The sequence below is a fragment of the Pseudomonas sp. NPDC089996 genome, from assembly GCF_044748405.1.
In the GTDB taxonomy this organism is placed as follows: Bacteria; Pseudomonadota; Gammaproteobacteria; order Pseudomonadales; family Pseudomonadaceae; genus Aquipseudomonas.
Map to the genome: position 1 here is coordinate 130,447 of NZ_JBIVGA010000001.1, position 26,680 is coordinate 157,126.

General features: G+C 59.7%; 26 protein-coding genes. 21 read left to right on the top strand and 5 right to left on the bottom strand.

The features are described 5' to 3' along the window. Nucleotide 1 precedes the first annotated feature (1 nt). The 15 genes from ACIPW4_RS00635 (at nucleotide 2) to ACIPW4_RS00705 (ending at nucleotide 15,028) form a co-directional block, all read left to right on the top strand. A complete protein-coding gene (locus tag ACIPW4_RS00635; protein WP_012316952.1) occupies nucleotides 2-793 on the top strand; it encodes a ParA family protein in 792 nt (263 codons plus the stop codon). Nucleotides 794-802: 9 nt separating this feature from the next. Next, the gene (locus ACIPW4_RS00640) at nucleotides 803-1,675 is read left to right on the top strand and encodes a ParB/RepB/Spo0J family partition protein (protein WP_400653988.1); all 873 of its coding nucleotides are present in this window, start codon (nucleotides 803-805) and stop codon (nucleotides 1,673-1,675) included. A gap of 149 nt (nucleotides 1,676-1,824) precedes the next feature. Next, entirely contained in the window at nucleotides 1,825-2,232 is a 408-nt protein-coding gene (locus ACIPW4_RS00645) for a F0F1 ATP synthase subunit I (RefSeq protein WP_008092225.1), read from the top strand. A gap of 16 nt (nucleotides 2,233-2,248) precedes the next feature. Next, the gene (gene atpB, locus ACIPW4_RS00650) at nucleotides 2,249-3,118 is read left to right on the top strand and encodes a F0F1 ATP synthase subunit A (protein WP_167063655.1); all 870 of its coding nucleotides are present in this window, start codon (nucleotides 2,249-2,251) and stop codon (nucleotides 3,116-3,118) included. 143 nt (nucleotides 3,119-3,261) lie between these two features. Further along, nucleotides 3,262-3,519: a F0F1 ATP synthase subunit C gene (gene atpE, locus ACIPW4_RS00655; RefSeq protein ID WP_003097235.1), complete on the top strand. Its 258-nt coding sequence runs from the start codon at nucleotides 3,262-3,264 to the stop codon at nucleotides 3,517-3,519. A gap of 57 nt (nucleotides 3,520-3,576) precedes the next feature. Next, entirely contained in the window at nucleotides 3,577-4,047 is a 471-nt protein-coding gene (locus ACIPW4_RS00660) for a F0F1 ATP synthase subunit B (protein ID WP_400653990.1), read from the top strand. 12 nt (nucleotides 4,048-4,059) lie between these two features. Further along, entirely contained in the window at nucleotides 4,060-4,596 is a 537-nt protein-coding gene (locus ACIPW4_RS00665; protein ID WP_003253191.1) for a F0F1 ATP synthase subunit delta, read from the top strand. Nucleotides 4,597-4,617: 21 nt separating this feature from the next. Beyond that, nucleotides 4,618-6,162: a F0F1 ATP synthase subunit alpha gene (gene atpA, locus ACIPW4_RS00670; RefSeq protein WP_016712768.1), complete on the top strand. Its 1,545-nt coding sequence runs from the start codon at nucleotides 4,618-4,620 to the stop codon at nucleotides 6,160-6,162. Nucleotides 6,163-6,210: 48 nt separating this feature from the next. Then, nucleotides 6,211-7,071: a F0F1 ATP synthase subunit gamma gene (gene atpG / locus ACIPW4_RS00675; protein WP_400653992.1), complete on the top strand. Its 861-nt coding sequence runs from the start codon at nucleotides 6,211-6,213 to the stop codon at nucleotides 7,069-7,071. A gap of 27 nt (nucleotides 7,072-7,098) precedes the next feature. Further along, nucleotides 7,099-8,475: a F0F1 ATP synthase subunit beta gene (gene atpD, locus ACIPW4_RS00680; RefSeq protein ID WP_008092236.1), complete on the top strand. Its 1,377-nt coding sequence runs from the start codon at nucleotides 7,099-7,101 to the stop codon at nucleotides 8,473-8,475. Between the two features lie 44 nt (nucleotides 8,476-8,519). Further along, nucleotides 8,520-8,939, top strand: a complete 420-nt coding sequence (locus ACIPW4_RS00685) for a F0F1 ATP synthase subunit epsilon (RefSeq protein ID WP_033695933.1) — start codon at nucleotides 8,520-8,522, stop codon at nucleotides 8,937-8,939. Between the two features lie 121 nt (nucleotides 8,940-9,060). Continuing rightward, nucleotides 9,061-10,428 (top strand): bifunctional UDP-N-acetylglucosamine diphosphorylase/glucosamine-1-phosphate N-acetyltransferase GlmU, encoded by a 1,368-nt coding sequence (gene glmU / locus ACIPW4_RS00690; protein ID WP_400653994.1) that lies wholly within the window; start codon nucleotides 9,061-9,063, stop codon nucleotides 10,426-10,428. A gap of 142 nt (nucleotides 10,429-10,570) precedes the next feature. Further along, nucleotides 10,571-11,347, top strand: a complete 777-nt coding sequence (locus ACIPW4_RS00695) for a DeoR/GlpR family DNA-binding transcription regulator (protein WP_400653996.1) — start codon at nucleotides 10,571-10,573, stop codon at nucleotides 11,345-11,347. 2 nt (nucleotides 11,348-11,349) lie between these two features. Then, on the top strand, nucleotides 11,350-13,185 hold the full coding sequence (glmS, locus tag ACIPW4_RS00700) for a glutamine--fructose-6-phosphate transaminase (isomerizing) (protein WP_400653998.1): 1,836 nt from the start codon (nucleotides 11,350-11,352) through the stop codon (nucleotides 13,183-13,185). Nucleotides 13,186-13,564: 379 nt separating this feature from the next. After that, nucleotides 13,565-15,028, top strand: a complete 1,464-nt coding sequence (locus ACIPW4_RS00705) for a DUF1254 domain-containing protein (protein ID WP_400654000.1) — start codon at nucleotides 13,565-13,567, stop codon at nucleotides 15,026-15,028. 69 nt (nucleotides 15,029-15,097) lie between these two features. On the opposite strand, the gene ACIPW4_RS00710 is transcribed toward ACIPW4_RS00705, so the two are convergent. After that, nucleotides 15,098-15,532 (bottom strand): DoxX family protein, encoded by a 435-nt coding sequence (locus ACIPW4_RS00710; protein ID WP_400654002.1) that lies wholly within the window; start codon nucleotides 15,530-15,532, stop codon nucleotides 15,098-15,100. Nucleotides 15,533-15,846: 314 nt separating this feature from the next. Between ACIPW4_RS00710 and ACIPW4_RS00715 the strand changes: the two genes are divergently transcribed. Both ACIPW4_RS00715 and ACIPW4_RS00720 read left to right on the top strand, forming a co-directional pair. Further along, on the top strand, nucleotides 15,847-17,145 hold the full coding sequence (locus tag ACIPW4_RS00715; protein WP_400654004.1) for an MFS transporter: 1,299 nt from the start codon (nucleotides 15,847-15,849) through the stop codon (nucleotides 17,143-17,145). Then, complete coding sequence (locus tag ACIPW4_RS00720; protein ID WP_400654005.1) at nucleotides 17,142-17,912, top strand: substrate-binding domain-containing protein; 771 nt, start codon at nucleotides 17,142-17,144, stop codon at nucleotides 17,910-17,912. The genes ACIPW4_RS00715 and ACIPW4_RS00720 overlap by 4 nt, the downstream gene beginning before the upstream one ends. On the opposite strand, the gene ACIPW4_RS00725 is transcribed toward ACIPW4_RS00720, so the two are convergent. Together ACIPW4_RS00725 and lpdA are read right to left on the bottom strand one after the other, a co-directional pair. After that, nucleotides 17,898-18,806 (bottom strand): LysR family transcriptional regulator, encoded by a 909-nt coding sequence (locus tag ACIPW4_RS00725; protein ID WP_400654007.1) that lies wholly within the window; start codon nucleotides 18,804-18,806, stop codon nucleotides 17,898-17,900. The genes ACIPW4_RS00720 and ACIPW4_RS00725 overlap by 15 nt on opposite strands. Before the next feature lie 73 nt (nucleotides 18,807-18,879). Further along, a complete protein-coding gene (lpdA, locus tag ACIPW4_RS00730; protein ID WP_400654008.1) occupies nucleotides 18,880-20,280 on the bottom strand; it encodes a dihydrolipoyl dehydrogenase in 1,401 nt (466 codons plus the stop codon). 206 nt (nucleotides 20,281-20,486) lie between these two features. Here lpdA and cfaB point away from each other — a divergent pair, with 206 nt between their 5' ends. Then, a complete protein-coding gene (gene cfaB / locus ACIPW4_RS00735; protein WP_400654010.1) occupies nucleotides 20,487-21,671 on the top strand; it encodes a C17 cyclopropane fatty acid synthase CfaB in 1,185 nt (394 codons plus the stop codon). Nucleotides 21,672-21,718: 47 nt separating this feature from the next. On the opposite strand, the gene cls is transcribed toward cfaB, so the two are convergent. Beyond that, nucleotides 21,719-23,158, bottom strand: coding sequence for a cardiolipin synthase (gene cls / locus ACIPW4_RS00740; RefSeq protein ID WP_400654011.1), 1,440 nt, complete (start codon nucleotides 23,156-23,158; stop codon nucleotides 21,719-21,721). Nucleotides 23,159-23,288: 130 nt separating this feature from the next. Here cls and ACIPW4_RS00745 point away from each other — a divergent pair, with 130 nt between their 5' ends. After that, on the top strand, nucleotides 23,289-23,816 hold the full coding sequence (locus ACIPW4_RS00745; protein ID WP_060483822.1) for a DUF3617 domain-containing protein: 528 nt from the start codon (nucleotides 23,289-23,291) through the stop codon (nucleotides 23,814-23,816). A gap of 3 nt (nucleotides 23,817-23,819) precedes the next feature. On the opposite strand, the gene folE2 is transcribed toward ACIPW4_RS00745, so the two are convergent. After that, a complete protein-coding gene (gene folE2 / locus ACIPW4_RS00750; RefSeq protein ID WP_400654013.1) occupies nucleotides 23,820-24,707 on the bottom strand; it encodes a GTP cyclohydrolase FolE2 in 888 nt (295 codons plus the stop codon). Between the two features lie 104 nt (nucleotides 24,708-24,811). Here folE2 and zigA point away from each other — a divergent pair, with 104 nt between their 5' ends. Beyond that, nucleotides 24,812-26,020: a zinc metallochaperone GTPase ZigA gene (gene zigA / locus ACIPW4_RS00755; protein WP_400654015.1), complete on the top strand. Its 1,209-nt coding sequence runs from the start codon at nucleotides 24,812-24,814 to the stop codon at nucleotides 26,018-26,020. Next, a complete protein-coding gene (locus tag ACIPW4_RS00760; protein WP_400654016.1) occupies nucleotides 26,017-26,643 on the top strand; it encodes a DUF1826 domain-containing protein in 627 nt (208 codons plus the stop codon). The genes zigA and ACIPW4_RS00760 overlap by 4 nt, the downstream gene beginning before the upstream one ends. Nucleotides 26,644-26,680 lie beyond the last annotated feature (37 nt).

The following is a 26,680-nucleotide window of genomic DNA, read 5'->3' on the forward strand; positions in this document are numbered from 1 at the left end:
AATGGCTAAGGTATTCGCAATCGCGAACCAGAAAGGTGGTGTCGGCAAGACCACCACCTGTATCAACCTCGCAGCATCGCTGGCCGCGACCAAACGTCGTGTGCTGCTGATCGACCTCGATCCGCAGGGCAACGCGACCATGGGCAGTGGTGTGGACAAACACGAACTCGAGCATTCGGTCTATGACCTGCTGATCGGGGAATGCGACCTTGCCCAGGCCATGCACTACTCCGAGCACGGCGGCTTCCAGCTGCTGCCGGCCAACCGCGACCTGACCGCTGCGGAAGTGGTGCTGCTGGAAATGCAGGTCAAGGAGAGCCGCCTGCGCAACGCGCTGGCGCCGATCCGCGAGAACTACGATTTCATCCTCATCGACTGCCCGCCGTCGCTGTCGATGCTGACGCTCAACGCGCTGGTCGCCTCCGATGGCGTGATCATTCCGATGCAGTGCGAGTACTACGCGCTGGAAGGCCTCAGTGACCTTGTGGATAACATCAAGCGCATTGCTGCCCGGCTGAACCCGGAGCTGAAGATCGAAGGCCTGCTGCGGACCATGTACGACCCGCGCCTGAGCCTGAACAACGATGTTTCGGCGCAGCTCAAGGAACACTTCGGCGAGCAGTTGTACGACACAGTCATTCCGCGCAACATCCGCTTGGCCGAGGCCCCGAGTTTTGGCATGCCGGCGCTGGCCTACGACAAGCAATCGCGTGGTGCACTGGCCTATCTGGCCCTGGCCGGGGAACTGGTACGCCGTCAACGCCGTCAATCACGCACTGCACAAACAACTTAAGGAATCCGCATGGCCGTTAAGAAACGGGGTCTCGGACGTGGGTTGGATGCACTGCTCAGTGGTCCTTCCGTCAGCGCGCTCGAAGAGCAGGCTGTGAAGATCGACCAGAAAGAACTGCAACACCTGCCTGTCGAACTGATCCAGCGCGGCAAGTATCAACCCCGCCGCGACATGGACCCCGAGGCTCTGGAAGAACTCGCGCACTCGATTCGCAACCATGGCGTGATGCAGCCGATCGTGGTCCGCCCGATCGACGGCAACCGCTTCGAGATCATTGCCGGTGAGCGCCGCTGGCGCGCCACCCAGCAGGCCGGTCTCGACACCATCCCGGCGATGGTGCGCGAAGTGCCGGACGAAGCTGCCATTGCCATGGCGCTGATCGAGAACATCCAGCGCGAGGACCTCAACCCGTTGGAAGAGGCTCTGGCCCTGCAGCGTCTGCAGCAGGAGTTCGAACTGACCCAGCAACAGGTGGCCGATGCCGTGGGCAAGTCGCGGGTGACCGTAGCCAACCTGCTGCGCCTCATCTCGCTGCCCGAGGCGATCAAAACCATGCTCGCCCACGGCGACCTGGAGATGGGCCACGCCCGTGCCTTGCTCGGCCTGGAGGAAGCGCGTCAGGAAGAGGGGGCGCGTCATGTTGTCGCACGTGGCCTCACTGTGCGCCAAACCGAGGCACTGGTCCGCCAGTGGCTCAGTGGCAAGCCTGAGCCGGTCGAGCCGAGCAAACCTGATCCGGACATCGCACGCCTTGAACAGCGGCTCGCAGAGCGCCTTGGCTCTGCCGTGCAGATACGTCACGGCAACAAGGGCAAAGGCCAGTTGGTTATTCGCTACAACTCACTTGACGAGTTGCAAGGCGTGCTTGCTCACATCCGCTGAAACAATTCCTGTTGTAGCGAGCAGTCGGAAATCACTACCGAAGAGTTGAATAGGGGTTAATCCACCCCTATACTCTGCGCGCATTTTGTCGGCACAAATTATGCCAAGTCATAACTGACTTGTTGGTCGACTTCCGAGGAGCAGTTGTGATGGAAATCCGCACGCCAAACCGCCTGCCTTTCCATCGCTGGGCGGTTTTTCCGGTACTGCTGGCTCAATTCGTCGTACTGCTGCTGGCAACCTTGGTGTTGTGGCAGTGGAAAGGGGCGGTCAGTGGATATTCAGGCCTTTGCGGAGGTTTGATTGCCTGGCTGCCCAATGTGTATTTCGCCTGGAAGGCTTTTCGCTTCAGCGGAGCTCGGGCGGCACAAGCCATCGTCAAGTCGTTTTACGCTGGCGAGGCAGGCAAGATGATTTTGACGGCAGTGCTTTTTGCACTGACCTTCGCAGGAGTGAAGCCACTGGCGCCGTTAGCAGTATTCGGCGTCTTCGTGCTGACCCTTTTGGTCAGCTGGTTCGCGCCCCTGCTGATGAATAAAAGACTTTCGAGACCTTAGGGCGTTTGAGGCAACCATGGCAGAAGAAACCGCTTCGGGTTATATCCAGCACCACTTGCAGAACCTGACCTATGGTCAATTACCAGACGGCAGCTGGGGCTTTGCCCATTCGGCTGCAGAAGCCAAGGCAATGGGCTTCTGGGCGTTCCACGTGGACACCCTGGGTTGGTCCGTCGCGCTGGGTCTGATCTTCCTGTTCATCTTCCGCATGGCGGCGAAGAAGGCGACCTCCGGCCAGCCTGGCGGCCTGCAGAACTTCGTCGAAGTGATGGTCGATTTCGTCCATGGCAGCGTGAAAGACTCCTTCCACGGCCGTAGCCCGGTCATTGCTCCGCTGGCGCTGACCATCTTCGTCTGGGTATTCCTGATGAACGCCGTCGACCTGGTACCGGTCGACTGGATTCCTCAGCTGGCCATCCTGATCTCCGGTGACCCGCACATTCCGTTCCGTGCGGTATCGACCACCGACCCGAACGCGACCCTGGCCATGGCCTTCTGCGTGTTCGCCCTGATCATCTTCTACAGCATCAAGGTCAAGGGCCTGGGCGGCTTCATCGGTGAACTCACCCTGCACCCGTTCGGCAGCAAGAACATCTTCGTGCAGATCCTGCTGATCCCGGTGAACTTCCTGCTGGAATTCGTCACCCTGATCGCCAAGCCGATCTCGCTGGCACTGCGTCTGTTCGGCAACATGTACGCCGGCGAGCTGGTGTTCATCCTGATTGCCGTGATGTTCGGCTCCGGCCTGCTCTGGCTGAGCGGCCTGGGTGTAGTGCTGCAATGGGCGTGGGCTGTATTCCACATCCTGATCATCACCCTGCAAGCTTTCATCTTCATGATGTTGACCATCGTCTACCTGTCGATGGCTCATGAAGATAACCATTAAGACCGCCTGGCGTGTCTTGTAGCCTTCCCCGCTCGTTTGGGGGGAGGGCTTTAAAAGTCCGCAAGGGCAGCTGTACCAAACGATTTGTTTTACCGCTTCAACTTTAAAACCTAACCAATACGACGTAAAAGTCGGGAGGAAAGATGGAAACTGTAGTTGGTCTGACCGCTATCGCTGTTGCTCTGCTGATCGGCCTGGGTGCTCTGGGTACCGCCATTGGTTTCGGCCTGCTGGGCGGCAAATTCCTGGAAGGCGCTGCTCGTCAGCCTGAGATGGTTCCAATGCTGCAGGTGAAAATGTTCATCGTTGCCGGTCTGCTCGACGCCGTAACCATGATCGGTGTTGGTATCGCTCTGTTCTTCACCTTCGCGAATCCGTTCGTTGGTCAGATCGCCGGCTAATCACTCGTAACCACGAGTTGATGGCTGTGATGAATTAAGACCGAGCGAGGTGTTGGCGTGAACATTAATGCAACCCTGATTGGCCAATCCGTTGCCTTCCTGATTTTTGTACTCTTCTGCATGAAGTACGTATGGCCTCCGGTCATCACTGCTCTGCAAGAGCGTCAAAAGAAGATTGCCGACGGCTTGGACGCTGCCAACCGCGCAGCTCGCGACCTGGAGCTGGCCCAAGAGAAAGTGGGTCAGCAACTGCGTGAAGCTAAAGCACAGGCAGCCGAAATCATTGAGCAAAGCAAGAAACGCGCTGCTCAGCTTGTCGAGGAAGCCCGTGACCAGGCCCGCGTCGAAGCTGACCGTGTGAAGGCTCAGGCTCTGGCCGAGATCGAACAGGAACTGAACGGTGCCAAAGACGCCCTGCGTGCCCAAGTGGGTGCCCTGGCCGTTGGCGGTGCTGAAAAGATCCTTGGCGCCACAATCGATCAAAACGCGCATGCGGAGCTGGTTAACAAACTGGCCGCTGAAATTTAAGCGAGGGCGATCATGGCAGAACTGACCACGTTGGCCCGACCTTACGCTAAGGCTGCCTTTGAGCATGCCCAGGCCCATCAGCAACTGGCCAATTGGTCAGCCATGCTCGGCCTGGCTGCTGCGGTGTCGCAAGACGACACCATGCAGCGCCTGCTCAAGGCCCCGCGACTGACGAGCGCAGAAAAGGCCGCCACGTTCATTGACGTGTGCGGTGACAAGTTCAATGCACAGGCACAGAATTTCATTCATGTTGCCGCGGAAAACGACCGTCTCCTGCTTCTGCCGGAGATTGCCGCCCTGTTCGACCTGTACAAGGCCGAGCAAGAGAAATCCGTGGACGTGGAAGTCACCAGTGCCTTCGCGTTGAACCAAGAACAGCAAGACAAACTCGCCAAGGTTCTCAGTGCACGGCTAGGCCAGGAAGTTCGCCTGCACGCGTCGGAGGATGCCAGCCTGATTGGCGGCGTCGTCATCCGCGCTGGTGACCTGGTAATCGATGGCTCTGTTCGCGGCAAGATCGCGAAACTGGCCGAAGCATTGAAATCTTGAGTTTGAAGGGGCAGCAGAGCAATGCAGCAACTCAATCCTTCCGAAATTAGTGAAATCATCAAGGGCCGCATCGACAACCTCGATGTGAGCTCCCAAGCCCGTAACGAAGGTACCGTTGTTTCGGTATCCGACGGTATCGTGCGGATCCACGGTCTGGCCGACGTCATGTACGGCGAAATGATCGAGTTCCCTGGCAGCGTATTCGGCATGGCACTGAACCTGGAGCAAGACTCCGTTGGTGCGGTGATCCTGGGTGCCTATGACACCCTCGCCGAAGGCATGAGCGCCAAGTGCACCGGCCGCATCCTGGAAGTTCCGGTTGGTAAGGAACTGCTGGGTCGCGTCGTTGACGCACTGGGTAACCCGATCGACGGCAAAGGTCCTCTGGGCAACACCCAGACCGACGCGGTCGAGAAAGTGGCCCCAGGCGTGATCTGGCGTAAGTCGGTAGACCAGCCTGTACAGACTGGTTACAAGTCCGTTGACGCCATGATCCCTGTCGGCCGTGGCCAGCGCGAGCTGATCATCGGTGACCGCCAGATCGGCAAGACCGCCATGGCCATCGACGCCATCATCAACCAGAAAGACTCCGGTATTTTCTGTGTTTATGTTGCTGTCGGCCAGAAGCGCTCCACCGTTGCCAACATCGTTCGCAAGCTGGAAGAAGCCGGCGCCCTGGCCAACACCATCGTGGTTGTTGCCAGTGCTTCGGAATCCGCCGCACTGCAGTTCCTGGCGCCATACGCCGGCTGCACCATGGGCGAGTTCTTCCGTGACCGCGGTGAAGACGCCCTGATCGTTTACGATGACCTGTCCAAGCAGGCTGTTGCCTACCGTCAGATCTCCCTGCTGCTGCGCCGTCCACCAGGACGTGAAGCGTACCCAGGTGACGTGTTCTACCTCCACTCCCGTCTGCTGGAGCGTGCATCGCGCGTTTCGGAAGAGTACGTCGAGAAGTTCACCAACGGCGCAGTCACTGGCAAGACCGGTTCCCTGACCGCCCTGCCGATCATCGAAACCCAGGCTGGCGACGTTTCCGCGTTCGTTCCGACCAACGTGATTTCCATCACCGACGGTCAGATCTTCCTGGAATCGGCCATGTTCAACTCGGGCATCCGCCCTGCAGTGAACGCCGGTGTTTCGGTATCCCGTGTAGGTGGTGCCGCTCAGACCAAGATCATCAAGAAGCTGTCCGGTGGTATCCGTACCGCTCTGGCTCAGTACCGTGAACTGGCTGCATTCGCCCAGTTCGCTTCCGATCTGGACGAAGCGACCCGCAAGCAGCTGGAGCATGGTCAGCGCGTAACCGAGCTGATGAAGCAGAAGCAGTACGCGCCAATGTCCATCGCGGACATGGCCCTGTCGCTGTACGCCGCTGAGCGTGGTTTCCTGACTGACGTAGAAGTCTCCAAGATCGGCAGCTTCGAGCAAGCACTGATCGCCTTCTTCAACCGTGATCACGCCGAACTGATGGCGAAGATCAACGTGAAGGGTGACTTCAACGACGAAATCGACGCTGGCCTGAAAGCCGGTATCGAGAAGTTCAAGGCCACCCAGACCTGGTAAGCCGCAGCGGGGGCCCAGGCCCCCGCTTGCTAACCTGATAGGTGATACATGGCAGGCGCAAAAGAGATTCGCAGTAAGATTGCGAGCATCAAAAGCACGCAAAAAATTACCAGCGCCATGGAGAAAGTGGCGGTCAGCAAAATGCGCAAAGCACAAATGCGCATGGCTGCTAGCCGTCCTTACGCGGAGCGTATCCGCCAGGTGATCGGTCATCTGGCCAACGCCAACCCGGAATACCGCCACCCGTTCATGATCGAGCGCCCTGTAAAGCGCACCGGTTATATCGTGGTGAGCAGTGACCGTGGTTTGTGCGGTGGCTTGAACACCAACCTGTTCAAGGCCCTGGTCAAGGACATGAACGAAAACCGCGAACAGGGCGTTGAAATCGACCTGTGCGTGATCGGCAGCAAGGGTGCGACTTTCTTCCGCATCTTTGGCGGCAACGTCGTAGCAGCGATCAGCCACCTGGGCGAAGAGCCATCGATCAACGATCTGATCGGCTCCGTCAAAGTGATGCTGGACGCCTACCTGGACGGCCGTATCGATCGCCTCTCGGTGGTTTCGAACAAGTTCATCAACACCATGACCCAAAAACCGACGGTCGAGCAATTGGTACCGTTGGTGGCAACCCCGGATCAGGATCTCAAGCATCACTGGGATTACCTGTACGAACCCGACGCAAAAGAGCTGCTGGACGGCTTGATGGTGCGTTACGTGGAGTCGCAGGTATACCAGGCGGTGGTCGAGAACAACGCTGCTGAACAAGCGGCCCGGATGATCGCCATGAAGAACGCCACAGACAACGCCGGTGATTTGATCAAAGAGCTGCAGTTGATCTACAACAAGGCGCGTCAGGCTGCGATCACCCAGGAGATCTCGGAAATCGTCGGCGGCGCTGCCGCGGTTTAACGGTTCAAAAATTCAGAGGATCCAGCTATGAGTAGCGGACGTATCGTTCAAATCATCGGCGCCGTCATCGACGTGGAATTCCCACGTGACGTCGTGCCGAGTGTTTACAACGCGCTGAAAGTACAAGGCGCGGAAACCACCCTCGAAGTTCAGCAGCAGCTGGGCGACGGCGTGGTTCGTACCATTGCGATGGGCTCGACCGAAGGCCTGAAGCGCGGTCTGGATGTCGTCGACACCGGCGCTGCCATTTCCGTTCCTGTTGGTAAGGCCACCCTGGGCCGTATCATGGACGTACTGGGCAACCCGATCGACGAAGCCGGCCCGATCGGCGAAGAAGAGCGTCGCGGTATCCACCAGCCAGCGCCTTCGTTCGCTGACCAGGCAGGCGGCAACGACCTGCTGGAAACCGGCATCAAGGTTATCGACCTGGTTTGCCCGTTCGCCAAGGGTGGTAAGGTTGGTCTGTTCGGTGGTGCCGGTGTAGGCAAAACCGTAAACATGATGGAACTGATCCGTAACATCGCCATGGAACACAGCGGTTACTCCGTGTTCGCTGGTGTGGGTGAGCGTACTCGTGAGGGTAACGACTTCTACCACGAGATGAAGGACTCCAACGTTCTCGACAAGGTAGCGCTGGTCTACGGTCAGATGAACGAGCCACCAGGAAACCGTCTGCGCGTAGCGCTGACCGGCCTGACCATGGCTGAGAAGTTCCGTGACGAAGGTAACGACGTTCTGCTGTTCGTCGACAACATCTATCGTTACACCCTGGCCGGTACCGAAGTATCCGCACTGCTGGGCCGTATGCCTTCGGCAGTAGGTTACCAGCCGACCCTGGCTGAAGAGATGGGCGTTCTGCAAGAGCGTATCACTTCGACCAAAGAAGGTTCGATCACCTCCGTACAGGCCGTATACGTACCTGCGGACGACCTGACCGACCCGTCCCCAGCGACCACCTTCGCCCACCTGGACGCCACCGTCGTTCTGTCCCGTGACATCGCCTCCCTGGGTATCTACCCAGCGGTCGACCCACTGGACTCGACTTCGCGCCAGCTGGACCCGAACGTGATCGGCAACGAACACTACGACACCGCTCGTGGCGTTCAGTATGTTCTGCAGCGCTACAAAGAGCTGAAAGACATCATCGCGATCCTGGGTATGGACGAACTGTCCGAAAGCGACAAGCAACTGGTAGCCCGTGCTCGTAAGATCCAGCGCTTCCTGTCGCAGCCGTTCTTCGTGGCCGAAGTCTTCACCGGTTCGCCAGGCAAGTACGTTTCCCTGAAAGACACCATCGCTGGCTTCAGCGGCATCCTCAAAGGTGACTACGACCACCTGCCAGAACAAGCGTTCTACATGGTCGGCAGCATCGACGAAGCGATCGAGAAAGCCAAGAAACTGTAATCCCGGCGCCCCGAAAGGGGCGCTAATCAGGTTGAGGCAAGCAGATGGCTATGACAGTCCATTGCGATATCGTCAGCGCGGAAGGAGAAATCTTCTCCGGCCTGGTCGAGATGGTAGTAGCGCACGGCAACCTGGGCGATCTTGGTATCGCTCCAGGTCACGCCCCGCTGATCACCAATCTCAAGCCTGGCCCGATCACGCTGACCAAGCAAGGTGGCGATCGTGAGGTGTTCTACATCTCCGGTGGCTTCCTCGAAGTGCAGCCGAACATGGTCAAGGTTCTTGCCGACACCGTGCAGCGCGCTGCCGACCTGGACGAAGCTCAGGCTCAGGAAGCCCTCAAGGCTGCTGAGAACGCCCTGAACGCGAAAAGCTCGGACTTCGACTACGGCGCTGCTGCCGCACGTCTGGCCGAGGCCGCAGCTCAGTTGCGTACTGTCCAGCAAATGCGCAAAGGCAAGTAATCTGGCCCTGGCCGGTACCTGCATTGCGATTGAGTTAAAGGGTAGCCTCGGCTACCCTTTTTCTTTTTCTGAATTCGCCCATCGGTCACGCCCCTGACCGCCCAGGATTGGTAGCCAGTCAATGTCCCTTGATATCGTTATTCTCGCCGCCGGCCAAGGCACTCGCATGCGTTCGGCACTGCCAAAGGTCCTGCATCCGGTTGCCGGTAATTCCATGCTCGGCCATGTTATCCACAGTGCGCGCCAGCTTCAGCCTCAGGGCATCCATGTGGTCATCGGCCACGGTGCGGAGCTGGTCCGTGAGCGCCTGGCAGCCGACGACCTGAATTTCGTCATGCAGGACAAGCAGTTGGGCACGGGCCATGCTGTTGCCCAGGCATTGCCGGCAATAACTGCCGACACGGTGCTTGTCCTTTATGGTGATGTGCCGCTGATCGAAGTGGAAACCCTGCAGCGCCTGCTGGCCAAAGTCAGCGACAAGCAGCTTGGCCTGCTCACCGTCACCCTGCAAGACCCGACCGGGTATGGCCGCATCGTGCGTGATGGCGAAGGCCAGGTGACCGCTATCGTCGAGCACAAGGACGCCAGCGAAGCGCAGAAGGCAATCAAGGAAGGCAACACCGGCATCCTCGCCATGCCAGCCGCACGCCTGGCCGACTGGATGGGCCGCCTGTCGAACAACAATGCCCAGGGCGAGTACTACCTCACGGACGTCATTGCCATGGCCGTTGCCGATGGGCTGGTGGTCGCTACCGAACAGCCGCACGACCCGATGGAAGTGCAGGGCGCCAATGACCGTCGCCAGCTGTCGGAGCTCGAGCGCCACTACCAGCTGCGCGAAGGCCGCCGGCTGATGGCCCAGGGTGTCACCTTGCGCGACCCTGCGCGCTTCGATGTGCGAGGCGACGTGACGGTGGGTCGCGACGTGCTGATCGACATCAACGTGATTCTCGAAGGCAAGGTGGTCATCGAGGATGACGTGCAGATCGGCCCGAATTGCGTGATCAAAGACAGCACCCTGCGCAAGGGCGCGATCATCAAGGCCAACACTCACCTCGACGGTGCGGTGATGGGCGAGGGCAGCGATGCCGGCCCGTTTGCCCGCCTGCGCCCCGGCAGCGTGCTTGAGGCCAAGGCCCATGTGGGTAACTTTGTCGAACTGAAAAATGCCCACCTGGGTGAAGGCGCCAAAGCCGGCCACCTGACTTACCTGGGCGATGCCGAGATCGGTGCGCGCACCAACATTGGTGCCGGTACCATCACCTGCAACTACGATGGCGCCAACAAGTTCAAGACCGTTATGGGTGAGGACGTGTTCATCGGCTCCAACAACTCACTGGTGGCGCCTGTGGAAATCAAGGCGGGCGCGACTACAGCGGCCGGTTCGACCATCAATCAGACCGTCGAAGCGGGTGACCTGGCGGTGGCACGTGCGCGCCAGCGCAACATCTCGGGCTGGAAGCGGCCGGAGAAGATCAAGAAAAGCTGAGTTATACACAGCAGATTCGATTGAAAGCCGACTTATGTGAATAAGTCGGTTTTTTTGTGGATGGGGTGTCCACAGCTTGACGAAACGCTCATCTTAGGTTTTGATTGCAACCATTATCTTTCGAATCGAAACTTATCCGCCCATGTCGAAACGAAACACCCCCCAACGCCGCCATAACATCCTGGCCATGCTCAGTGAGCAAGGCGAGGTGAGCGTGGACGCCTTGGCCAAGCGTTTCGAAACATCGGAAGTGACCATCCGCAAGGACCTTGCCGCGCTGGAGGCCAACGGCCTGCTGCTGCGCCGCTATGGCGGCGCGGTGCCGGTACCGCAGGAGATGCTGGGTGAAGCCGCACAGCCTGTCTCTGCCTACAAAAAGGCCATCGCCCGTGCCGCAGTAGGGCGAATCCGCGAGCATGCGCGGATCATCATCGACAGCGGCAGCACCACTGCCGCCATGATCCCGGAACTGGGCCGTCAGCCCGGCCTGGTGGTAATGACCAACTCGCTGAACGTGGCCCGCGCCATTAGCGAGGTCGAGCACGAACCGGTGCTGCTGATGACCGGTGGCACCTGGGACCCGCATTCGGAATCGTTCCAGGGCCAGGTCGCCGAGCAGGTACTACGCTCTTACGATTTCGACCAGCTGTTCATTGGTGCTGACGGCATCGACCTGCAGCGCGGCACCACCACTTTCAACGAGCTGCTTGGCCTGAGCCGAGTAATGGCCGAAGTAGCCCGCGAAGTGATCGTCATGGTCGAGTCCGACAAGGTCGGGCGCAAGATCCCCAATCTCGAGCTGCCCTGGGGCAGCGTGCACACCCTTATTACTGACGAACGCCTGCCCGCTGCGGCACGCGAACAGATTCAAGCCCGCGGCATCAACCTGATCTGCGCCGCGATCAGCCAGGAGCAATAATCATGTGTGGAATCGTTGGTGCCGTAGCCGAGCGCAACATCACGGCCATTCTCATCGAAGGCCTCAAACGTCTTGAGTATCGCGGGTACGACAGTGCCGGCCTGGCCGTCTATACCCAGCAGGGCGAACTGCAGCGCCGCCGCCGCATCGGCAAGGTCGCCGAGCTGGAAGCCGCTGTGGCCGCCGAGCCGCTCAACGGCCAGCTGGGCATCGCCCACACCCGTTGGGCCACCCACGGTGCGCCGACCGAAGGCAACGCCCACCCGCATTTCTCCGGCAACGAAGTGGCGGTGGTGCACAACGGCATCATCGAAAACCACGAAGAGCTGCGTGAAGAGCTCAAAGGCCTGGGGTACGTGTTCACCTCGCAGACCGACACCGAAGTCATCGTCCACCTGATCCACCACACGCTCAAGGCCGTGCCGGACCTTGCCGATGCGCTGAAATCTGCGGTCAAGCGCCTGCACGGTGCATATGGCCTGGCGCTGATCAGCGTGAAGCAGCCTGACCGTCTGGTAGCCGCACGCAGCGGCAGCCCGCTGGTGATCGGCCTGGGCCATGGCGAGAACTTCCTGGCTTCCGACCAACTGGCCCTGCGTCAGGTCACCGACCGCTTCATGTACCTGGAGGAGGGCGATATCGCCGAAATCCGCCGCGACCAGGTGAATATCTGGGACCAGGCCGGCCAGCCGGTGGTGCGTGAAACCGTGCAGTACCACGAGGGTGCGGAAGCCGCCGACAAGGGCGCCTACCGCCACTTCATGCTCAAGGAGATCCATGAGCAGCCGACCGTGGTCCAGCGCACCCTGGAAGGCCGCCTGGGCAAGGACCATGTGCTGGTGCAGGCGTTCGGCCCGCAGGCTGCCGAGCTGTTCGCCAAAGTGCGCAACGTGCAGATCGTTGCCTGTGGTACCAGCTACCACGCCGGCATGGTCGCCCGTTACTGGCTGGAAAGCCTGGCTGGCATTCCTTGCCAGGTCGAAGTGGCCAGCGAGTTCCGTTATCGCAAGGTGGTCGTTCAGCCTGACTCCCTATTTGTTTCGATCTCCCAGTCCGGTGAAACCGCCGACACCCTGGCCGCCCTGCGCAACGCCAAGGAACTGGGCTTCCTCGGTAGCCTGGCCATCTGCAACGTCGGCATCAGCTCGCTGGTACGTGAGTCGGACCTGACCCTGCTGACCTTGGCCGGTCCGGAAATTGGCGTGGCCTCGACCAAGGCGTTCACCACCCAGCTGGTCTCGCTGATGCTGCTGACCCTGGCCCTGGGCCAGGTGCGTGGCACCCTCGAAGCGGGCGTCGAAGCCGGGCTGGTAGAAGAACTGCGCCGTCTGCCAGCGCGTCTGGGCGAAGCCTTGGCCATGGACAGCACCGTAGAGAAAACCGCCGAACTGTTCGCCGACAAGCACCACACCCTGTTCCTCGGCCGTGGCGCACAGTACCCGGTAGCCATGGAAGGAGCGCTGAAGCTCAAGGAAATTTCCTACATCCACGCCGAAGCCTATCCGGCTGGTGAGCTCAAGCACGGCCCGCTGGCGCTGGTGGATAATGACATGCCGGTGGTGACGGTGGCCCCGAACAACGAGCTGCTCGAGAAGCTCAAGTCCAACCTTCAGGAAGTGCGTGCCCGCGGCGGTGAACTGGTGGTGTTCGCCGACGAGAATGCCGGCATGAGCAACGGTGAAGGCACCCATGTGATCAAGGTGCCGCACATCGTCGATGAGCTGGCGCCGATCCTCTACACCATTCCGCTGCAGCTGCTGTCGTACTACGTGGCAGTGCTCAAGGGCACTGATGTCGACCAGCCGCGCAACCTGGCGAAGTCGGTGACGGTGGAGTAAGGGTTTTCCATCTGGAACAAGCTGGTTTCGCGACCACAGCCTCCTGCAGGGGGCCGTGGTCGCGTCAGTCAGCACACCTCAGTTACGCTCTCCAAGCAGTCTCAGCATGCTCGCCATGCCGCGTTTGCCACCCTTCGCCAAGCTCGCGAAAAGTTATTCCGCCATGGTCTCACTGGCTTGCTCCATGCGGTATTTGCGACGCCTCTTTTCATACAGAGCTAAGGTTCTCGCTGGGTAATTGCGAACCCAGAAGTCCTGTCTAGACTCCATTTGCACGCTCTCACGGGGTACGGATTGCTGGGTGCGAGCCCAAGTGACTCGCCGCAATTCTCACGTTCGACTCTGTCCAGCGCTTCTCTCGCATGCAAGGATGTCGATAATGAATGTTGCATTGAATGCTCTGACTGCCGCATTCGTCAGTCTTTATTTCGGTCTTCCCCTGGCCCACGCCACAGACCAGGCGACCCAAGCCAAGCCCATCACCCTGCCAGCCGCTGGCGTGCAGATGCCTGAGGAGTACGTGCGGACTGTCGCGCGCATGGCCTATCTTTGGGGCTGGCCGATGGTGAACCAGCTTAACCGCAGCCAGACCATTACCAAGGCGCCGCACCCCGGCTTGCTGGGCGGCATTCTGCCGGTGGCGCCGCGCGGGCACTTGGGCATGCTGCACAACTACATCACCCCGGATGAGACCTTCGTGACCTGTCCAAACCAGGATGTGGTCTACGGCCTAGGCTTCTTCTCCCTGGATGAAGAACCGGTGATCGCGCAGGTGCCGGACTTTGGCGATCGCTTCTGGGTCTACGCGATGTACGATCAGCGCACCGACCAGTTCGGCGAGGTGGGCAAACCATACGGCACCAAACCGGGCTTCTATCTGTTGGTCGGGCCGAACTGGAAAGGTGAGAAGCCCGAAGGCGTCGAGGCGATCATCCGCAGCCCCACAGCCCTCAACAATGTTATCCCGCGTATCTTCATGGACGACACCGAGGACGACCGCGCGGCCATCCAGGAGAAACTCAACCAGATCGTCTTCTACCCGCTCAAGGATTTTGACGGGAAGATGAAAAACATTGATTGGAAGAACACACCGGACATTCCCAATCCCAATGCGGCCAAGGCCAGCGGTGGGGAAACCCGCTGGGTAGTGCCGGAGAAGTTCTTTGACGAATTGCCCGAGGTGCTGAAGATGGTACCGCCACAGCCGGGAGAGGAAGCGCTGTACGCGCAGTTCAATGCGCTGATGGATGCCGCCGCCAAGGATCCGGCGTTGAAGAAGCTGCTGGTAGATACCGCCGTGAAGGCAGAGAAGGAATTGATCCAGCCGTTTTTCCAGTGGAAACACAATGGTACGCCGGCCGGCAACGGCTGGACGCGTTCGACCAACAACGCGCAGTTCGGCTATGACTACTTCAACCGCACCGCGACGGCCAAGTCGAACATGTTCGAGAACCGTCCGAACGAAACCCAGTACTTCTACACCGACTTCGACGCCAACGGGGAGCAGCTGAGCGGTAATCACAATTATGAAGTGACCTTCGCGAAGGGCGAGGAGCCGCCGGTTCAGGGCTTCTGGTCACTGACGCTTTATAACCAGCACCACCTGTTCAGCTCCAACAAGCTCAATCGCTACTCCTTGGGCACCAAGAACAAGGATCTCAAGCGTAACGCCGATGGTTCGCTGACCCTGTTTATTGGTCCAAACTCCCCGGGCAAGGACAAGGAAAGCAACTGGCTCCCCTCACCGAAGGAGCCTATTTCGCTATACATCCGATCTTACTGGGGCAAGGAGCCGATCCTGGACGGTAGCTGGAAGCCTCCAGTCATCAAGAAGACATCCTGATAGGCCTTGTCACTCTGACCTCTCGGAAGGAGTTGGCTCCTTCCGAAAGTCCGCCATGTAAGTGTTGCTTCAGGTATTTTTCAGCACAGTTTTCCCTGCTGCCTGCGCTTTGATGCTGGCCATCAGCGTATCCACACTCAGTGCACCCCCGCCAAACGCTGCAATCTGCAACAGCCCACCCGCAATCGAGATGTTCTTGAAGAAGTTGATGAACTGCCCTTGGTCCGCCAGGTTGTTGTGGAAGGCGAAGGCTGCCATCACGGTGAACAGCGCCATGACCACCGCGACGATGCGGGTCTGAAAGCCGATGATCAGCAGTGCAGCGAGGCCGAGCTCGACGCCCAGTGCCGCCAGGTAGCTCAGTACCGGGAAGGGCAGGCCGCTAGATTCGATGTAGGCAATGGTGCCTTCTGGTGAAGTCAGCTTGCTGAAGCCGCTGAGCAGGAACAGCACGGCCAGCAATACACGACCGACGACTGCAGTTGTACTTTTGAAAGCGTTCATCTTGTAGCTCCTGATGCTTGAGTTTGAATGGCTCACCGCGCGGTGCCCGGTGGCGTTGTCTGCGGTATGTGGCCATTCTGAAACGGAAAATTAGTCAAGACAATTGGGCCTGAAAGTGAATAATTGTTCCGTAAAGTGGGACAATTTAGAAACACCGAACAGGGTCTCCTAGGCTCAGAAAACCCCCGCACGTGTTTCATTGATCTTGTCTGTGCATCAATTCATGAAAAATCAACGATTATCCCCAAAGCCTCTTTCACCCATCATTCCAGCAACAAGCACTTACAAATTTTAAGAAATGCTGGAGATACACCATGAGTCTGCCGTCACATCCGGTGCCCGAGGGCAAGTCCAAGGCCGGTATGGTCTTCCGGGTCACGTCCGGGAACTTCCTGGAACAGTTCGACTTCTTCCTGTTCGGCTTCTACGCCACGCACATCGCCGCCGCCTTCTTCCCGGCGTCCAACGAATTTGCCTCGCTGATGATGACCTTCGCCGTGTTTGGCGCAGGCTTCCTCATGCGTCCACTGGGTGCGGTAATCCTGGGGGCCTACATCGATGACGTTGGGCGGCGCAAAGGACTGATCGTCACCCTGGCGATCATGGCCAGTGGCACATTGCTGATCGTGCTGGTGCCCGGATACGCCAGCATCGGGCTGTTGGCCCCGGCGCTGGTGCTGATCGGGCGCTTGCTGCAGGGGTTCTCCGCGGGTGCGGAGTTGGGCGGTGTGTCGGTATACCTGGCCGAAATCGCAACGCCAGGGAACAAGGGCTTCTATGCCAGCTGGCAGTCCGCCAGCCAGCAGGTGGCTATCGTCGTCGCAGCCGCCTTGGGCTTTACCCTCAATGAGTGGTTGTCTGCCGCAGAAATTGCCCAGTGGGGCTGGCGCGTGCCGTTTGCCGTGGGTTGCATGATCATTCCGATGATCTTCATGCTGCGTCGCAATCTGCAGGAAACCGAAGAGTTTTCCGCTCGCAAGCATCGCCCGAGCATGAAGCAGGTGCTGGCCACACTGGCCGCCAATTCTGGCGTGGTGCTGTTCGGCATGCTGATGGTGGCCATGACCACCACCGCCTTCTACATGATCACGGTGTATGCACCGACCTTCGGCAAGACCGTGCTGCAGCTGAGCACTGGCGATGCATTGCTGGTGACCCTGCTGACGGCCGTGTCGAACTTCATTTGGCTGCCCATCGGCGGCACCCTCAGCGACCGCTTCGGGCGCAAGCCGCTGCTGCTGGCCATGTCGCTGATGACCCTGATCAGCGCTTATCCGGCGCTGACCTACCTGGCCCAGGCGCCGACCTTTGGCCACATGCTCGAGGTGCTGCTGTGGTTCTCGTTCCTGTACGGGATGTACAACGGCGCGATGATCCCGGCGCTGACCGAAATCATGCCTGTGGAAGTGCGTGTGGCAGGTTTCTCGCTGGCCTATAGCCTGGCGACTGCACTGTTTGGCGGTTTCACCCCGGCAATCTCGACCTGGATGATCCACGTGACCAACGACAAGGCCGCACCGGCCTACTGGATGATGTTCGCCGCGCTCTGTGCATTTGTCGCTACGTGGATGCTTTATCGTCGCCTGGGCCAGCGCGCACTGGTGGCCGCATGAACACTTCATTGAAAGCGTTGCTGGCAGCTTCTCTGCTCGCTGGCTGCAGCCTTGCACAGGCTGCCGAACTGGCTGTGATGACCTCGGGCGGGTTCACTGCCGCCTACAAGAAACTGGCGCCTCAATATGCGGCGCAGAGCGGTGACACGCTGGTTACGGTGCTAGGGCCGTCCATGGGCAAGGCGCCCGAGGCGATCCCCAATCGCCTCGCACGTGGCGAACACGCCGATGTGGTGATCATGGTCGGCTATGCACTGGACGAGCTGATTCGTCAGGGCAAGGTCGACCCGGCATCGCGGGTGGAGCTGGCAGACTCGCGCATCGGCTTGGTGGTCAAGGCAGGGCAGGCCAAGCCTGCTATCAGTACTGCTGACGAGTTGAAGCAGACGTTGCTGGCGGCCCGGTCAGTGGCCTACTCGGACAGCGCCAGCGGCGTGTATATCGAGAAGGAGCTGTACAAGAAGCTGGGTATCGAGGACCAGCTCGTCGGCAAGAGCACCATGGTCGAGCGCATTCCGGTGGCCTCACAGGTCGCCAAGGGCACCTATCAGCTTGGCTTCCAGCAGGTTGCCGAGTTGCTACCCGTGCCGGGCGTCACCTACGTTGGCAAGATCCCGGAGAGCCTGCAGTCGGTGACCCGCTTTGCCGCCGGCATCCCGAAAAGTGCCGAGCACCCGGCCGAAGCGAAGCAGTTGCTGAAGTACCTCGCGTCGCCTGACGTGCAGCCTGCCGTGCGTGCCACCGGGCTGGATTCAGTCGCCCGGTAGCACACCGGGCAGCTCGCGAATCAACCTCACCATCTCAAGCGCCGCAGGCGTCAGCGTGCGGCCGCGGCGCTTGAGCAGTCCCATCTTGCGGCTGACCTCCGGTTCGACCAGTGCAATGCTGGCGAGGATCGGGTGCGGTGTCATCGGCAGCGCGATCGAAGGCACCGCCGCAATGCCCAGGCCCGCTTCGATCAGGCCAAGCAGGGTTGTCACATGCCTGGCTTCGCAGACACTCTCCTTGCTGACCTGCATCCCGGCCAGCGCGCGGTCCAGTACCAGGCGGTTGCCAGACGATTTGCCCAGGGTGATGTAGTCATGTTCGTAGGCTTGCGCCCAGGTCACCTTGTCCTGCCTGGCCAGTGGGTGGTCCTGTCGGCAGGCGATGACGTAGCGCTCTTCGAGCAAGACGCTGAACTCGATCTCCGGGGCAAGGTTGCCCGTGAAGCTCAGGCCGAAGTCGGCCTCGCCGGATGCCACGGCGGCGCTGACTTCGTTGGCTGAGGCGTCGTACAGGTTGATGCGCACTTTCGGGTACTGCCCATGAAAGGCGCGGATTGCATGGGGCATGAAGTAGTAGGCCGCTGACGGCACGCAGGCTATGGTCAAGGTGCCGGTACGCAGCGAGCCGCCGTCGCCAACGCTGAGCAAGGCCAAGTCCAGGTCGTCGAGCAGCCGCTCCACCTGGGGCAGGAATGCACGCCCGACGTTGGTCAGCGACACCTTGCGCGTGGTGCGTTCAAGCAGCTTCACACCCAATGCCGATTCGAGTTTTTCGATGCGCCGGCTCAGTGCCGACTGGGTGATGCGAATGGTGTCGGCAGCGCGGCGAAAATTGCCTTGCTCGACGACAGCACGGAAAGCCTGCAGGTCGTTCAGATCGAAGTTGATGCTCACCCGGTGGGCTCCGCTGGTTTGATCGAAAGCGTGCATCAATGGTATTTCGAAAAAACCGGCGGAGCCAGCGGGGTCAGATTTGCATGGCCATGCCATGCACGTTCATCGCGGCCTGGCGCAGGGCTTCGGAACGGGTCGGGTGCGGGTGGCAGATCAGGGCGATGTCTTCAGCGGAGGCGGCGAACTCCATGGCCACGCAGAACTCACCGATCATCTCGCTGACGCTGGGGCCGACCAGATGCACGCCGAGCACCTCATCAGTATTGGCATCGGCGATGACCTTGGCGAAGCCTTCGGTCTCGTGGTTGATCTTGGCGCGGCTGTTGGCGGTGAAGGGGAACTTGCCGACCTTGTAGGCGCGGCCTTCGGCCTTAAGTTGCTCTTCGGTCTTGCCAACGGTAGCCAGTTCCGGGCGGGTGTAGATCACGCCCGGGATCAGGTTGTAGTTCACTTCATGTGGCTTGCCGGCGATGCGCTCGATGCAGGCGACCGCTTCGTCTTCCGCCTTGTGCGCCAGCATCGGGCCGGAAGTGACGTCACCGATCACCCATACGCCAGGGACGGATGTGCGGTGCTGCTCGTTGCCCAGCATGCCGCGCTTGTCGGTTTCCAGCCCGACACTCTCAAGGTTCAGGCCCTTGGTATAAGGACGACGGCCGATCGCGACCAGCACATAGTCGGCCTGCAAGGTTTCGGCGGCACCGCCGGCAGCTGGCTCGAGGGTCAGGCTGACACCTTCTGCCGCCGGGGTGGCTTGCGTCACCTTGCTGCCGAGCTTGAAGGTCATGCCTTGTTTGGCCAGGGCTTTCTGCAGGGTCTTGGCGGTTTCTTCATCTGTGCCCGGGCAGATGCGGTCCAGGTATTCGACAACAGTGACCTGTGCACCCAACCGGCGCCAGACCGACCCCAGCTCCAGGCCGATAACGCCCGCGCCGATCACCACCAGGTGCTTGGGCACCTGCGGCAGGGCCAGGGCACCGGTGGAGTCGATGATGCGCTGGTTGTCGATGGTCACCCCGGGCAGGGGGGTGGGTTCGGAGCCGGTGGCGATGACGATGTCCTTGGCCTGCAGCGTGGTCTCGCTGCCATCTTCGGCCTTGACGATGACCTTGCCCAAGCCGTCCAGGCGCCCCCAGCCTTTTACCCAGTCGACCTTGTTCTTGCGGAACAGGTATTCGATGCCCTTGGTCAGGCCGGTCACGCTCTCGTCCTTCTGCTTCATCATCTGGGCGAGGTTGAGCGTCGGCTTTACCTCGATGCCGAGATGGGCGAACTCGGAGCCGCTGGCGGCTTCATAAAGTTCGGAGGCGTGCAGCAGTGCTTTGGACGGCATGCAACCGACGTTCAGGCAGGTGCCACCGAGGGTCGAACGGCCTTCCACGCAGGCGACGCTCAGGCCCAGTTGGCCTGCACGGATCGCTGCGTTGTAGCCGCCAGGGCCGCCGCCGATGATCACCACGTCATAGGATTTCATGGGTGTGTACTCCAGATGAGGAAGCTCAAGAGGGGCATAAGGTTAAGCTGAGAGGGGACGATTGTATACAATCCGATGCTGTATCAGATCAGTTGGTTCTAGACCTTGGTCTCGTTCAGAGGAAACATCCCACGAATGAACTACTCTGATCCGGCGACGTTCGAAATATCAGGCGTCGTGGCCTTTTAGGGATTGGAGGAGTGTTCATGCTTGCTCAACTTCCGCTGGCACTGCAAAGCCTGCATTTGCCGCTGCGACTGAAACTGTGGGACGGCAACCAGTTCGATCTGGGTCCAAGCCCACAGGTCACCATCCTGGTCAAGGAGCCACAGCTGATCAGTCAGCTGACCCACCCGAGCCTCGACCAGCTGGGCGCTGCATTCGTGGAGGGCAAGCTGGAGCTGGAAGGTGATATTGGCGAAGCCATCCGCGTGTGCGACGAACTCAGCGAAGCACTGCTGACCGAGAAGGATGAAGCCCCGCCGCAGCGCCTATCCCATGACAAGAGCACAGACGCCAAGGCCATTTCTTACCACTACGACGTCTCCAATGCGTTCTATCAGCTCTGGCTTGATCAGGATATGGCCTATTCCTGCGCCTATTTCCGTGAGCCGGACAACACCTTGGATCAGGCTCAACAGGACAAGTTTGAGCACCTGTGCCGCAAGCTGCGCCTGGACGCCGGTGATTACCTGCTCGATGTGGGCTGCGGCTGGGGTGGGCTGTCTCGTTTCGCCGCGCGCGAATATGGCGCCAAGGTATTCGGCATCACCCTGAGCAAGGAGCAGCTCAAGCTTGGACGCCAGCGGGTCAAGGCAGAGGGCCTGGCCGACAAGGTAGACCTGCAGATTCTCGACTACCGCGACCTGCCCCAGGACGGCCGCTTCGACAAGGTTGTCAGTGTCGGCATGTTCGAGCATGTCGGGCACGCCAACCTGGCGCTCTATTGCCAGAAGCTGTTCGGTGCAGTGCGTGAAGGTGGTGTGGTGATGAACCATGGGATCACTGCAAAGCACCTTGATGGCCGACCGGTCGGGCGTGGGGCAGGTGAGTTCATCGACCGCTACGTATTTCCCAGTGGTGAGCTGCCGCACCTGTCGATGATCAGTGCGAGCATCTGTGAGGCCGGGCTGGAAGTGGTGGACGTGGAGAGCCTGCGCCTTCACTACGCCAAGACACTGCACCATTGGAGCGAGAACTTGGAGAACCAGTTGCACAAGGCAGCGGCGCTGGTGCCGGAGAAGACCCTGCGAATCTGGCGGCTGTACCTGGCAGGGTGTGCCTACGCGTTCGAGAAGGGCTGGATCAACCTGCATCAGATTCTGGCCGTAAAACCTTATGCCGATGGGCACCATGATTTGCCCTGGACGCGTGAAGACCTTTATCGTTGAGCATGCTCTGAATGAAGAAAGGGCCGCACATGCGGCCCTTTCTTCATTCAGAGAATCGGTGAAATCAGCCGTGCGATACGCATGCCCAGCTGCTGAATGCGATGGGTATCGCGGCTGTCTTCTGCAGTGATTTCGCGAGCCTGATCAAAGTCGTTCAGCAACATCGCCTCCACCTGGTCGGCGAACGGGCGGTCCACGGTCAGCAGGGTGATCTCGAAATTGAGCCGGAACGACCGATTGTCCAGGTTGGCGCTGCCGATCGCACTGACCTCGTCATCCACCAGCACCACCTTCTGGTGCAGGAAGCCCGGCTGGTAGCGGAACATGCGTACCCCTGCCCGAACCGCTTCAAACGCGAACAGGCTGGACGCGGCATAGACGATCCTGTGATCCGGCCGTGAAGGGATCAGCACGCGGACATCTACTCCGCGCAGTACCGCCAAGCGCAAGGCGGCGAACACAGATTCATCCGGAATGAAGTAGGGGCTGGTGATCCATACCCGTTTGCTTGCCGAGTGGATGGCTTCGATGAAGAACAGTGAACAGGTTTCCTGCGAGTCGGCAGGGCCACTGGCCAAGGCTTGGCAGAGCACGCCGTTGTCGGGGTAGGTATCCGGCAGAATCAAGGGTGGTAGCTGGCGCGTGGCCCAGTACCAGTCTTCGGCGAACGACTCTTGCAGGCAGGCCAGCACCGGCCCGGTGATCTGCACGTGGGTATCGCGCCATGGTGAAAGGGGCGGGTTCTTGCCGAGGTACTCATCACCCACGTTGTGCCCACCGATGAAGCCATGAATGCCATCGACCACGACGATCTTGCGGTGGTTGCGGAAGTTGACCTGGAAGCGGTTGAACCACCCACGGCGGGTCGCAAAGGCGTGGATCTGCACACCGCCGTCACGCAGCGCCTGGCTGTAGCTGGCGGGCAAGGCGTGGCTGCCGACTCGGTCATACAGTACAAAGACCTTCACGCCCTCGGCCGCCTTGCGCAGCAGTAATTGCTGCAGTGACTTGCCAAGGCCGTCGTCATGGATGATGAAGAACTGCACCAGCACCACTTCTCGGGCCTGGTCGATGGCGGCGAATATCGCATCGAAGGTAGCTTTCCCATCGATCAGCAGCTTCACTTGGTTATTGGCCAGGCATGGCATCCGCCCGAGTTTCGGCATGGCGCGCAACGCTGCGTAACTTTCCGACTCCCTGGCAGTGAGGGCTTCCTCTACCCACGGCCGCCAGTTGAGGTTGGCCATAGCTACGTGCATTTCCTGGTTGGCCTGGCGTCGAGCCTGGATGTAGGCGTAGAAAGAGCGGGCACCAAAAACCAGGTAAGGAATGAGTGTGAAGTAGGGAATGAAGAACAGTGACATGGCCCAGGCAATCGCGCCTTGGGCGGTACGCACAGTGAACACTGCATGCAGGGCGGCGATCATGCCAAGCAAGTGAACAAGGCCGAGCACGTAGCCGAAGAAGTAGGGGCTGTGGTAATCCATACGCATCCTGCTTGGCGAATACACAGCGGATAACAGAACACGTTCCAGGTCCGCCTTGCAACCTGAAAGCGGATTTGGCGTCTAAGGCTGAGCCCGGCCCGTTGGCCGGTTTTTCGAGGAGCGTTCGTTCATGAAGATTCGTCTGCCACTGTTGGCTCTGGCCCTGGGCCTGAGCAGCCCACTGGTGCATGCACAGATGTTGCAACCTGGCCTGTGGGAGCTGACCACCAGCAACATGCAGGTCGATGGCAAGCCGCTACCTGACATGCAGTTCATGCTTGGGCAGTTGAAGAACCTGCCGCCTGAACAGCGGGCCATGATGGAAGGGGTGTTGGCGAAGCAGGGCGTCACGATTGGCGGCAATGGGGTGCGCTCGTGCCTGACGCCTGAGCAGGTTCAGACCAACGACATTCCGCTGCAGGACCCAAAGTCAGGCTGCACGCAGAAAATTACCGACCGCACCGGCAATGTGTGGAAGTTCCAGTTCAGCTGCCCGAAAGCCCAAGGAACCGGCCAGGCGACCTTCCTCAGTGACAAGGAATTCACCACACAGGTCAATGGCACCTTCAATGCCTCTGGCGTACAGCAGCAAGGCAGCATGAACACCCGGGCCGTATGGCTCGGCAACGATTGTGGAACCGTCAAACCCCGGACCTGAATTTCACCACTGCCATTGGCTGCTGGCGACCGCATCGTGGGCATGCAGGCTCTCTGCATGTTCCACACGCAGCTGGAACGCAGTCGCCCATGCCAACTCTCGTAGCGACCGATGCAGTCGTCGAGCGGCATCTTCACAGAACATCAGGTTCTGCCCATTGGCCATGGCGAACGCCTGTTCGTCGGCACGCTTCACAGCAGTCTGTACGGGTGTACCCAAGCTGGCCTCGATGCAGTCGATCAGTTCGGATATCGGTAATGACGCAAGGTTGTTCTGCAGGCGTACCTTGATCAGTGCATGGCTGCGCTGACTATGGGGTGTCGCGACGATGCCCCGGCTGCTGCCCAACCACTCCAATACCGAACTGCGCTCAATATACCGCTCGGCGAAATCAACCTCGAACTGCTGCTGAATCAATTGCCTGGCCAAGGCTGCCGAGCACGGGCAGGTTGAGGAATAAGGCACACGAACGGATAGTTCCACGTGGAACATTTCGTTTTCGATCTTGGCTTCCAAGGTAACTGCATAGCTTTTCCAGCCGGCGAGTGGGCTAATCAACGCGGGTCGTTTCAGCAGGTGTTCGAAAGCCAGCTTGAGGTAAGCAGCATTCGAAAGCCCCTCGTGGCTGGCGAGGAAGTTTGCCAGAAGGCGGCGTATGGCCAAGGGCGTCAAGGGCTGCTGTTCAAGCGACTCCAGTGCGAGGTAGAGACGGGACATATGAATCCCTCGCGAAGTGCCATCCACCAGGCTGACACCGGCATCGGCGATGGCCGATACCAGACGCCCCTCGAACTGAATGGGTAAGGCAATACCGCACATGCCGACCCAATCCAGCGGGGCGGTGTTCTCTTGTGGCTGTGTGGCAATGTCCGGAAGCGTCAAACTTGTCATGTGGGGCCTATTGCGACGAATGCGACTTGGCGAAATTGTATTGTTACTTTATAACATTATGCAATGCATCGTTTCGAGTGCGCCCGCCTGAAGAGGTTTCACCTATGTCCAGTCGTCTCCCCGTCACCGTGCTTTCCGGCTTTCTTGGCGCCGGCAAAAGCACGTTGCTCAACCATGTGCTGCGTAATCGCGACAACCTCCGGGTCGCGGTGATCGTCAATGACATGAGCGAAATCAACATCGATGCCAGCGAAGTGCAGCGCAACGTCAGCCTCAATCGCGCAGAAGAAAAACTGGTCGAGATGAGTAACGGTTGCATCTGCTGCACCCTGCGTGAAGATCTGCTGGAAGAAGTCGCGAGGCTCGCCGAGGAGGGCCGTTTCGATTATCTGCTGATCGAGTCCACCGGCATCTCGGAGCCGCTGCCGGTCGCCGAGACATTCACCTTCCGCGATGAGCAAGGTCGCAGCCTGTCCGACATGGCGCGCCTGGACACCATGGTTACCGTGGTCGATGGCCTGAACTTCCTGCGTGATTATCAGCAGGCCGACAGCCTGGCCAGCCGTGGCGAGACGCTGGGCGAAGAAGATGAGCGGTCCATCAGCGACCTGTTGATCGAACAGGTCGAGTTCGCCGATGTGCTGCTGCTGAGCAAGATCGACCTGATCAGCCAGCACGAGCGCGAGGAACTCACCGCCATTCTGCGCAGCCTCAATGCCCGCGCGCAGATCGTGCCGATGGTCATGGGCCAGGTGCCGTTGGCGCGGATTCTCGACACTAAGCTGTTCGACTTCGAACAGGCGGCGCAGGCGCCCGGTTGGCTGCAGGAATTACGTGGCGAGCACATGCCGGAAACGGAGGAGTACGGCATTGCCGCGACGACCTGGGAAGCCCGCAGGCCCTTGCACCCGCAGCGTTTCTTCGACTTTATCCACAACAAATGGAGCAATGGTCGGCTGCTGCGCTCCAAGGGCTTTTTCTGGCTGGCCAGTAAATTCCAGGAAGCCGGGAGCTGGTCCCAGGCCGGCGGCATGATGCGCCATGGCCTGGCCGGGCGCTGGTGGCGTTTTGTGCCACGCGAGCACTGGCCACAGGATGAGCAGAGTACTGCAGACATCCTCAAGCATTGGAACGCCGAAACCGGTGACTGCCGGCAGGAGTTGGTGTTCATCGGCCAGAACATCGACTTCGCGCAGTTATCCACAGCGCTCGATGCCTGCTTGCTGAGCGATGAGGAAATGGCGCTTGGCCCGATGGCCTGGCTTCGCCTGCCAGATCCGTTCGGCGCCTGGCATGCCGAGGAAGCAGCATGAACCTTGTCTTGCAGCCTGTGGATATCCGACAGGCTTTCGGTGAGGCGCCAAAGGTGCTCACCGAAATCTTCCAGGATGGCGTGAACCTGGCTGTCTGGCAGCGGCGCTTGCCGGCACAGGTGGAAGACTTTGCCGCGTTGGTGGTCAGCCTCGGCCAGACGCTGGCTGACCAGCGTGTTGTAGATGTGAATGAGCACGAGCCCCCGCTACTGCCTGGCTTGCTGCAGGAGGTGGCCGACCTGCATGGCTACGAGGGCTTTGTCGCTGATGTGAAGTGGCTGGTATCGGCCTACACCTGCTTGCTCGGAGCCCGGCGGGTGGGGTTGCGGTTGCGGGTGTTGCAAGGCGCCATGTGCCCGCGCTTCCATGTGGATAACGTGCCATTGCGCTTGCTGAGCACTTACATCGGGCCTGGCAGCGAATGGCTGAAAGAGGGCGCAGTAGAGCGGGTCGGTCTGCATCTTGCAGCGGCGCCTGTGGATAACATTCAAAGCCTGCAGGCGGGCGAGGTGGCGGTACTCAAAGGGGAAAAATGGCTTGGTAATGAAGGAGCAGGACTTATCCACCGCTCGCCCCCTGGTGAACAGCGGAGGCTCTTGCTCAGCCTTGACTGGCTGGCATGACGGGGCATAGTGGGGGAAATTCCGCATAGAAGCGCTG

What these genes read in the sequence shown, in the direction of transcription:
- ACIPW4_RS00635 (WP_012316952.1), top strand. Translation starts at nt 2, where the DNA reads ATGGCTAAGGTATTCGCAATCGCGAACCAGAAAGGTGGTGTCGGCAAG.
- ACIPW4_RS00640 (WP_400653988.1), top strand. Translation starts at nt 803, where the DNA reads ATGGCCGTTAAGAAACGGGGTCTCGGACGTGGGTTGGATGCACTGCTC.
- ACIPW4_RS00645 (WP_008092225.1), top strand. Translation starts at nt 1,825, where the DNA reads ATGGAAATCCGCACGCCAAACCGCCTGCCTTTCCATCGCTGGGCGGTT.
- atpB (WP_167063655.1), top strand. Translation starts at nt 2,249, where the DNA reads ATGGCAGAAGAAACCGCTTCGGGTTATATCCAGCACCACTTGCAGAAC.
- atpE (WP_003097235.1), top strand. Translation starts at nt 3,262, where the DNA reads ATGGAAACTGTAGTTGGTCTGACCGCTATCGCTGTTGCTCTGCTGATC.
- ACIPW4_RS00665 (WP_003253191.1), top strand. Translation starts at nt 4,060, where the DNA reads ATGGCAGAACTGACCACGTTGGCCCGACCTTACGCTAAGGCTGCCTTT.
- atpA (WP_016712768.1), top strand. Translation starts at nt 4,618, where the DNA reads ATGCAGCAACTCAATCCTTCCGAAATTAGTGAAATCATCAAGGGCCGC.
- atpG (WP_400653992.1), top strand. Translation starts at nt 6,211, where the DNA reads ATGGCAGGCGCAAAAGAGATTCGCAGTAAGATTGCGAGCATCAAAAGC.
- atpD (WP_008092236.1), top strand. Translation starts at nt 7,099, where the DNA reads ATGAGTAGCGGACGTATCGTTCAAATCATCGGCGCCGTCATCGACGTG.
- ACIPW4_RS00685 (WP_033695933.1), top strand. Translation starts at nt 8,520, where the DNA reads ATGGCTATGACAGTCCATTGCGATATCGTCAGCGCGGAAGGAGAAATC.
- glmU (WP_400653994.1), top strand. Translation starts at nt 9,061, where the DNA reads ATGTCCCTTGATATCGTTATTCTCGCCGCCGGCCAAGGCACTCGCATG.
- ACIPW4_RS00695 (WP_400653996.1), top strand. Translation starts at nt 10,571, where the DNA reads ATGTCGAAACGAAACACCCCCCAACGCCGCCATAACATCCTGGCCATG.
- glmS (WP_400653998.1), top strand. Translation starts at nt 11,350, where the DNA reads ATGTGTGGAATCGTTGGTGCCGTAGCCGAGCGCAACATCACGGCCATT.
- ACIPW4_RS00705 (WP_400654000.1), top strand. Translation starts at nt 13,565, where the DNA reads ATGAATGTTGCATTGAATGCTCTGACTGCCGCATTCGTCAGTCTTTAT.
- ACIPW4_RS00710 (WP_400654002.1), bottom strand. Translation starts at nt 15,532, where the DNA reads ATGAACGCTTTCAAAAGTACAACTGCAGTCGTCGGTCGTGTATTGCTG.
- ACIPW4_RS00715 (WP_400654004.1), top strand. Translation starts at nt 15,847, where the DNA reads ATGAGTCTGCCGTCACATCCGGTGCCCGAGGGCAAGTCCAAGGCCGGT.
- ACIPW4_RS00720 (WP_400654005.1), top strand. Translation starts at nt 17,142, where the DNA reads ATGAACACTTCATTGAAAGCGTTGCTGGCAGCTTCTCTGCTCGCTGGC.
- lpdA (WP_400654008.1), bottom strand. Translation starts at nt 20,280, where the DNA reads ATGAAATCCTATGACGTGGTGATCATCGGCGGCGGCCCTGGCGGCTAC.
- cfaB (WP_400654010.1), top strand. Translation starts at nt 20,487, where the DNA reads ATGCTTGCTCAACTTCCGCTGGCACTGCAAAGCCTGCATTTGCCGCTG.
- cls (WP_400654011.1), bottom strand. Translation starts at nt 23,158, where the DNA reads ATGGATTACCACAGCCCCTACTTCTTCGGCTACGTGCTCGGCCTTGTT.
- ACIPW4_RS00745 (WP_060483822.1), top strand. Translation starts at nt 23,289, where the DNA reads ATGAAGATTCGTCTGCCACTGTTGGCTCTGGCCCTGGGCCTGAGCAGC.
- folE2 (WP_400654013.1), bottom strand. Translation starts at nt 24,707, where the DNA reads ATGACAAGTTTGACGCTTCCGGACATTGCCACACAGCCACAAGAGAAC.
- zigA (WP_400654015.1), top strand. Translation starts at nt 24,812, where the DNA reads ATGTCCAGTCGTCTCCCCGTCACCGTGCTTTCCGGCTTTCTTGGCGCC.
- ACIPW4_RS00760 (WP_400654016.1), top strand. Translation starts at nt 26,017, where the DNA reads ATGAACCTTGTCTTGCAGCCTGTGGATATCCGACAGGCTTTCGGTGAG.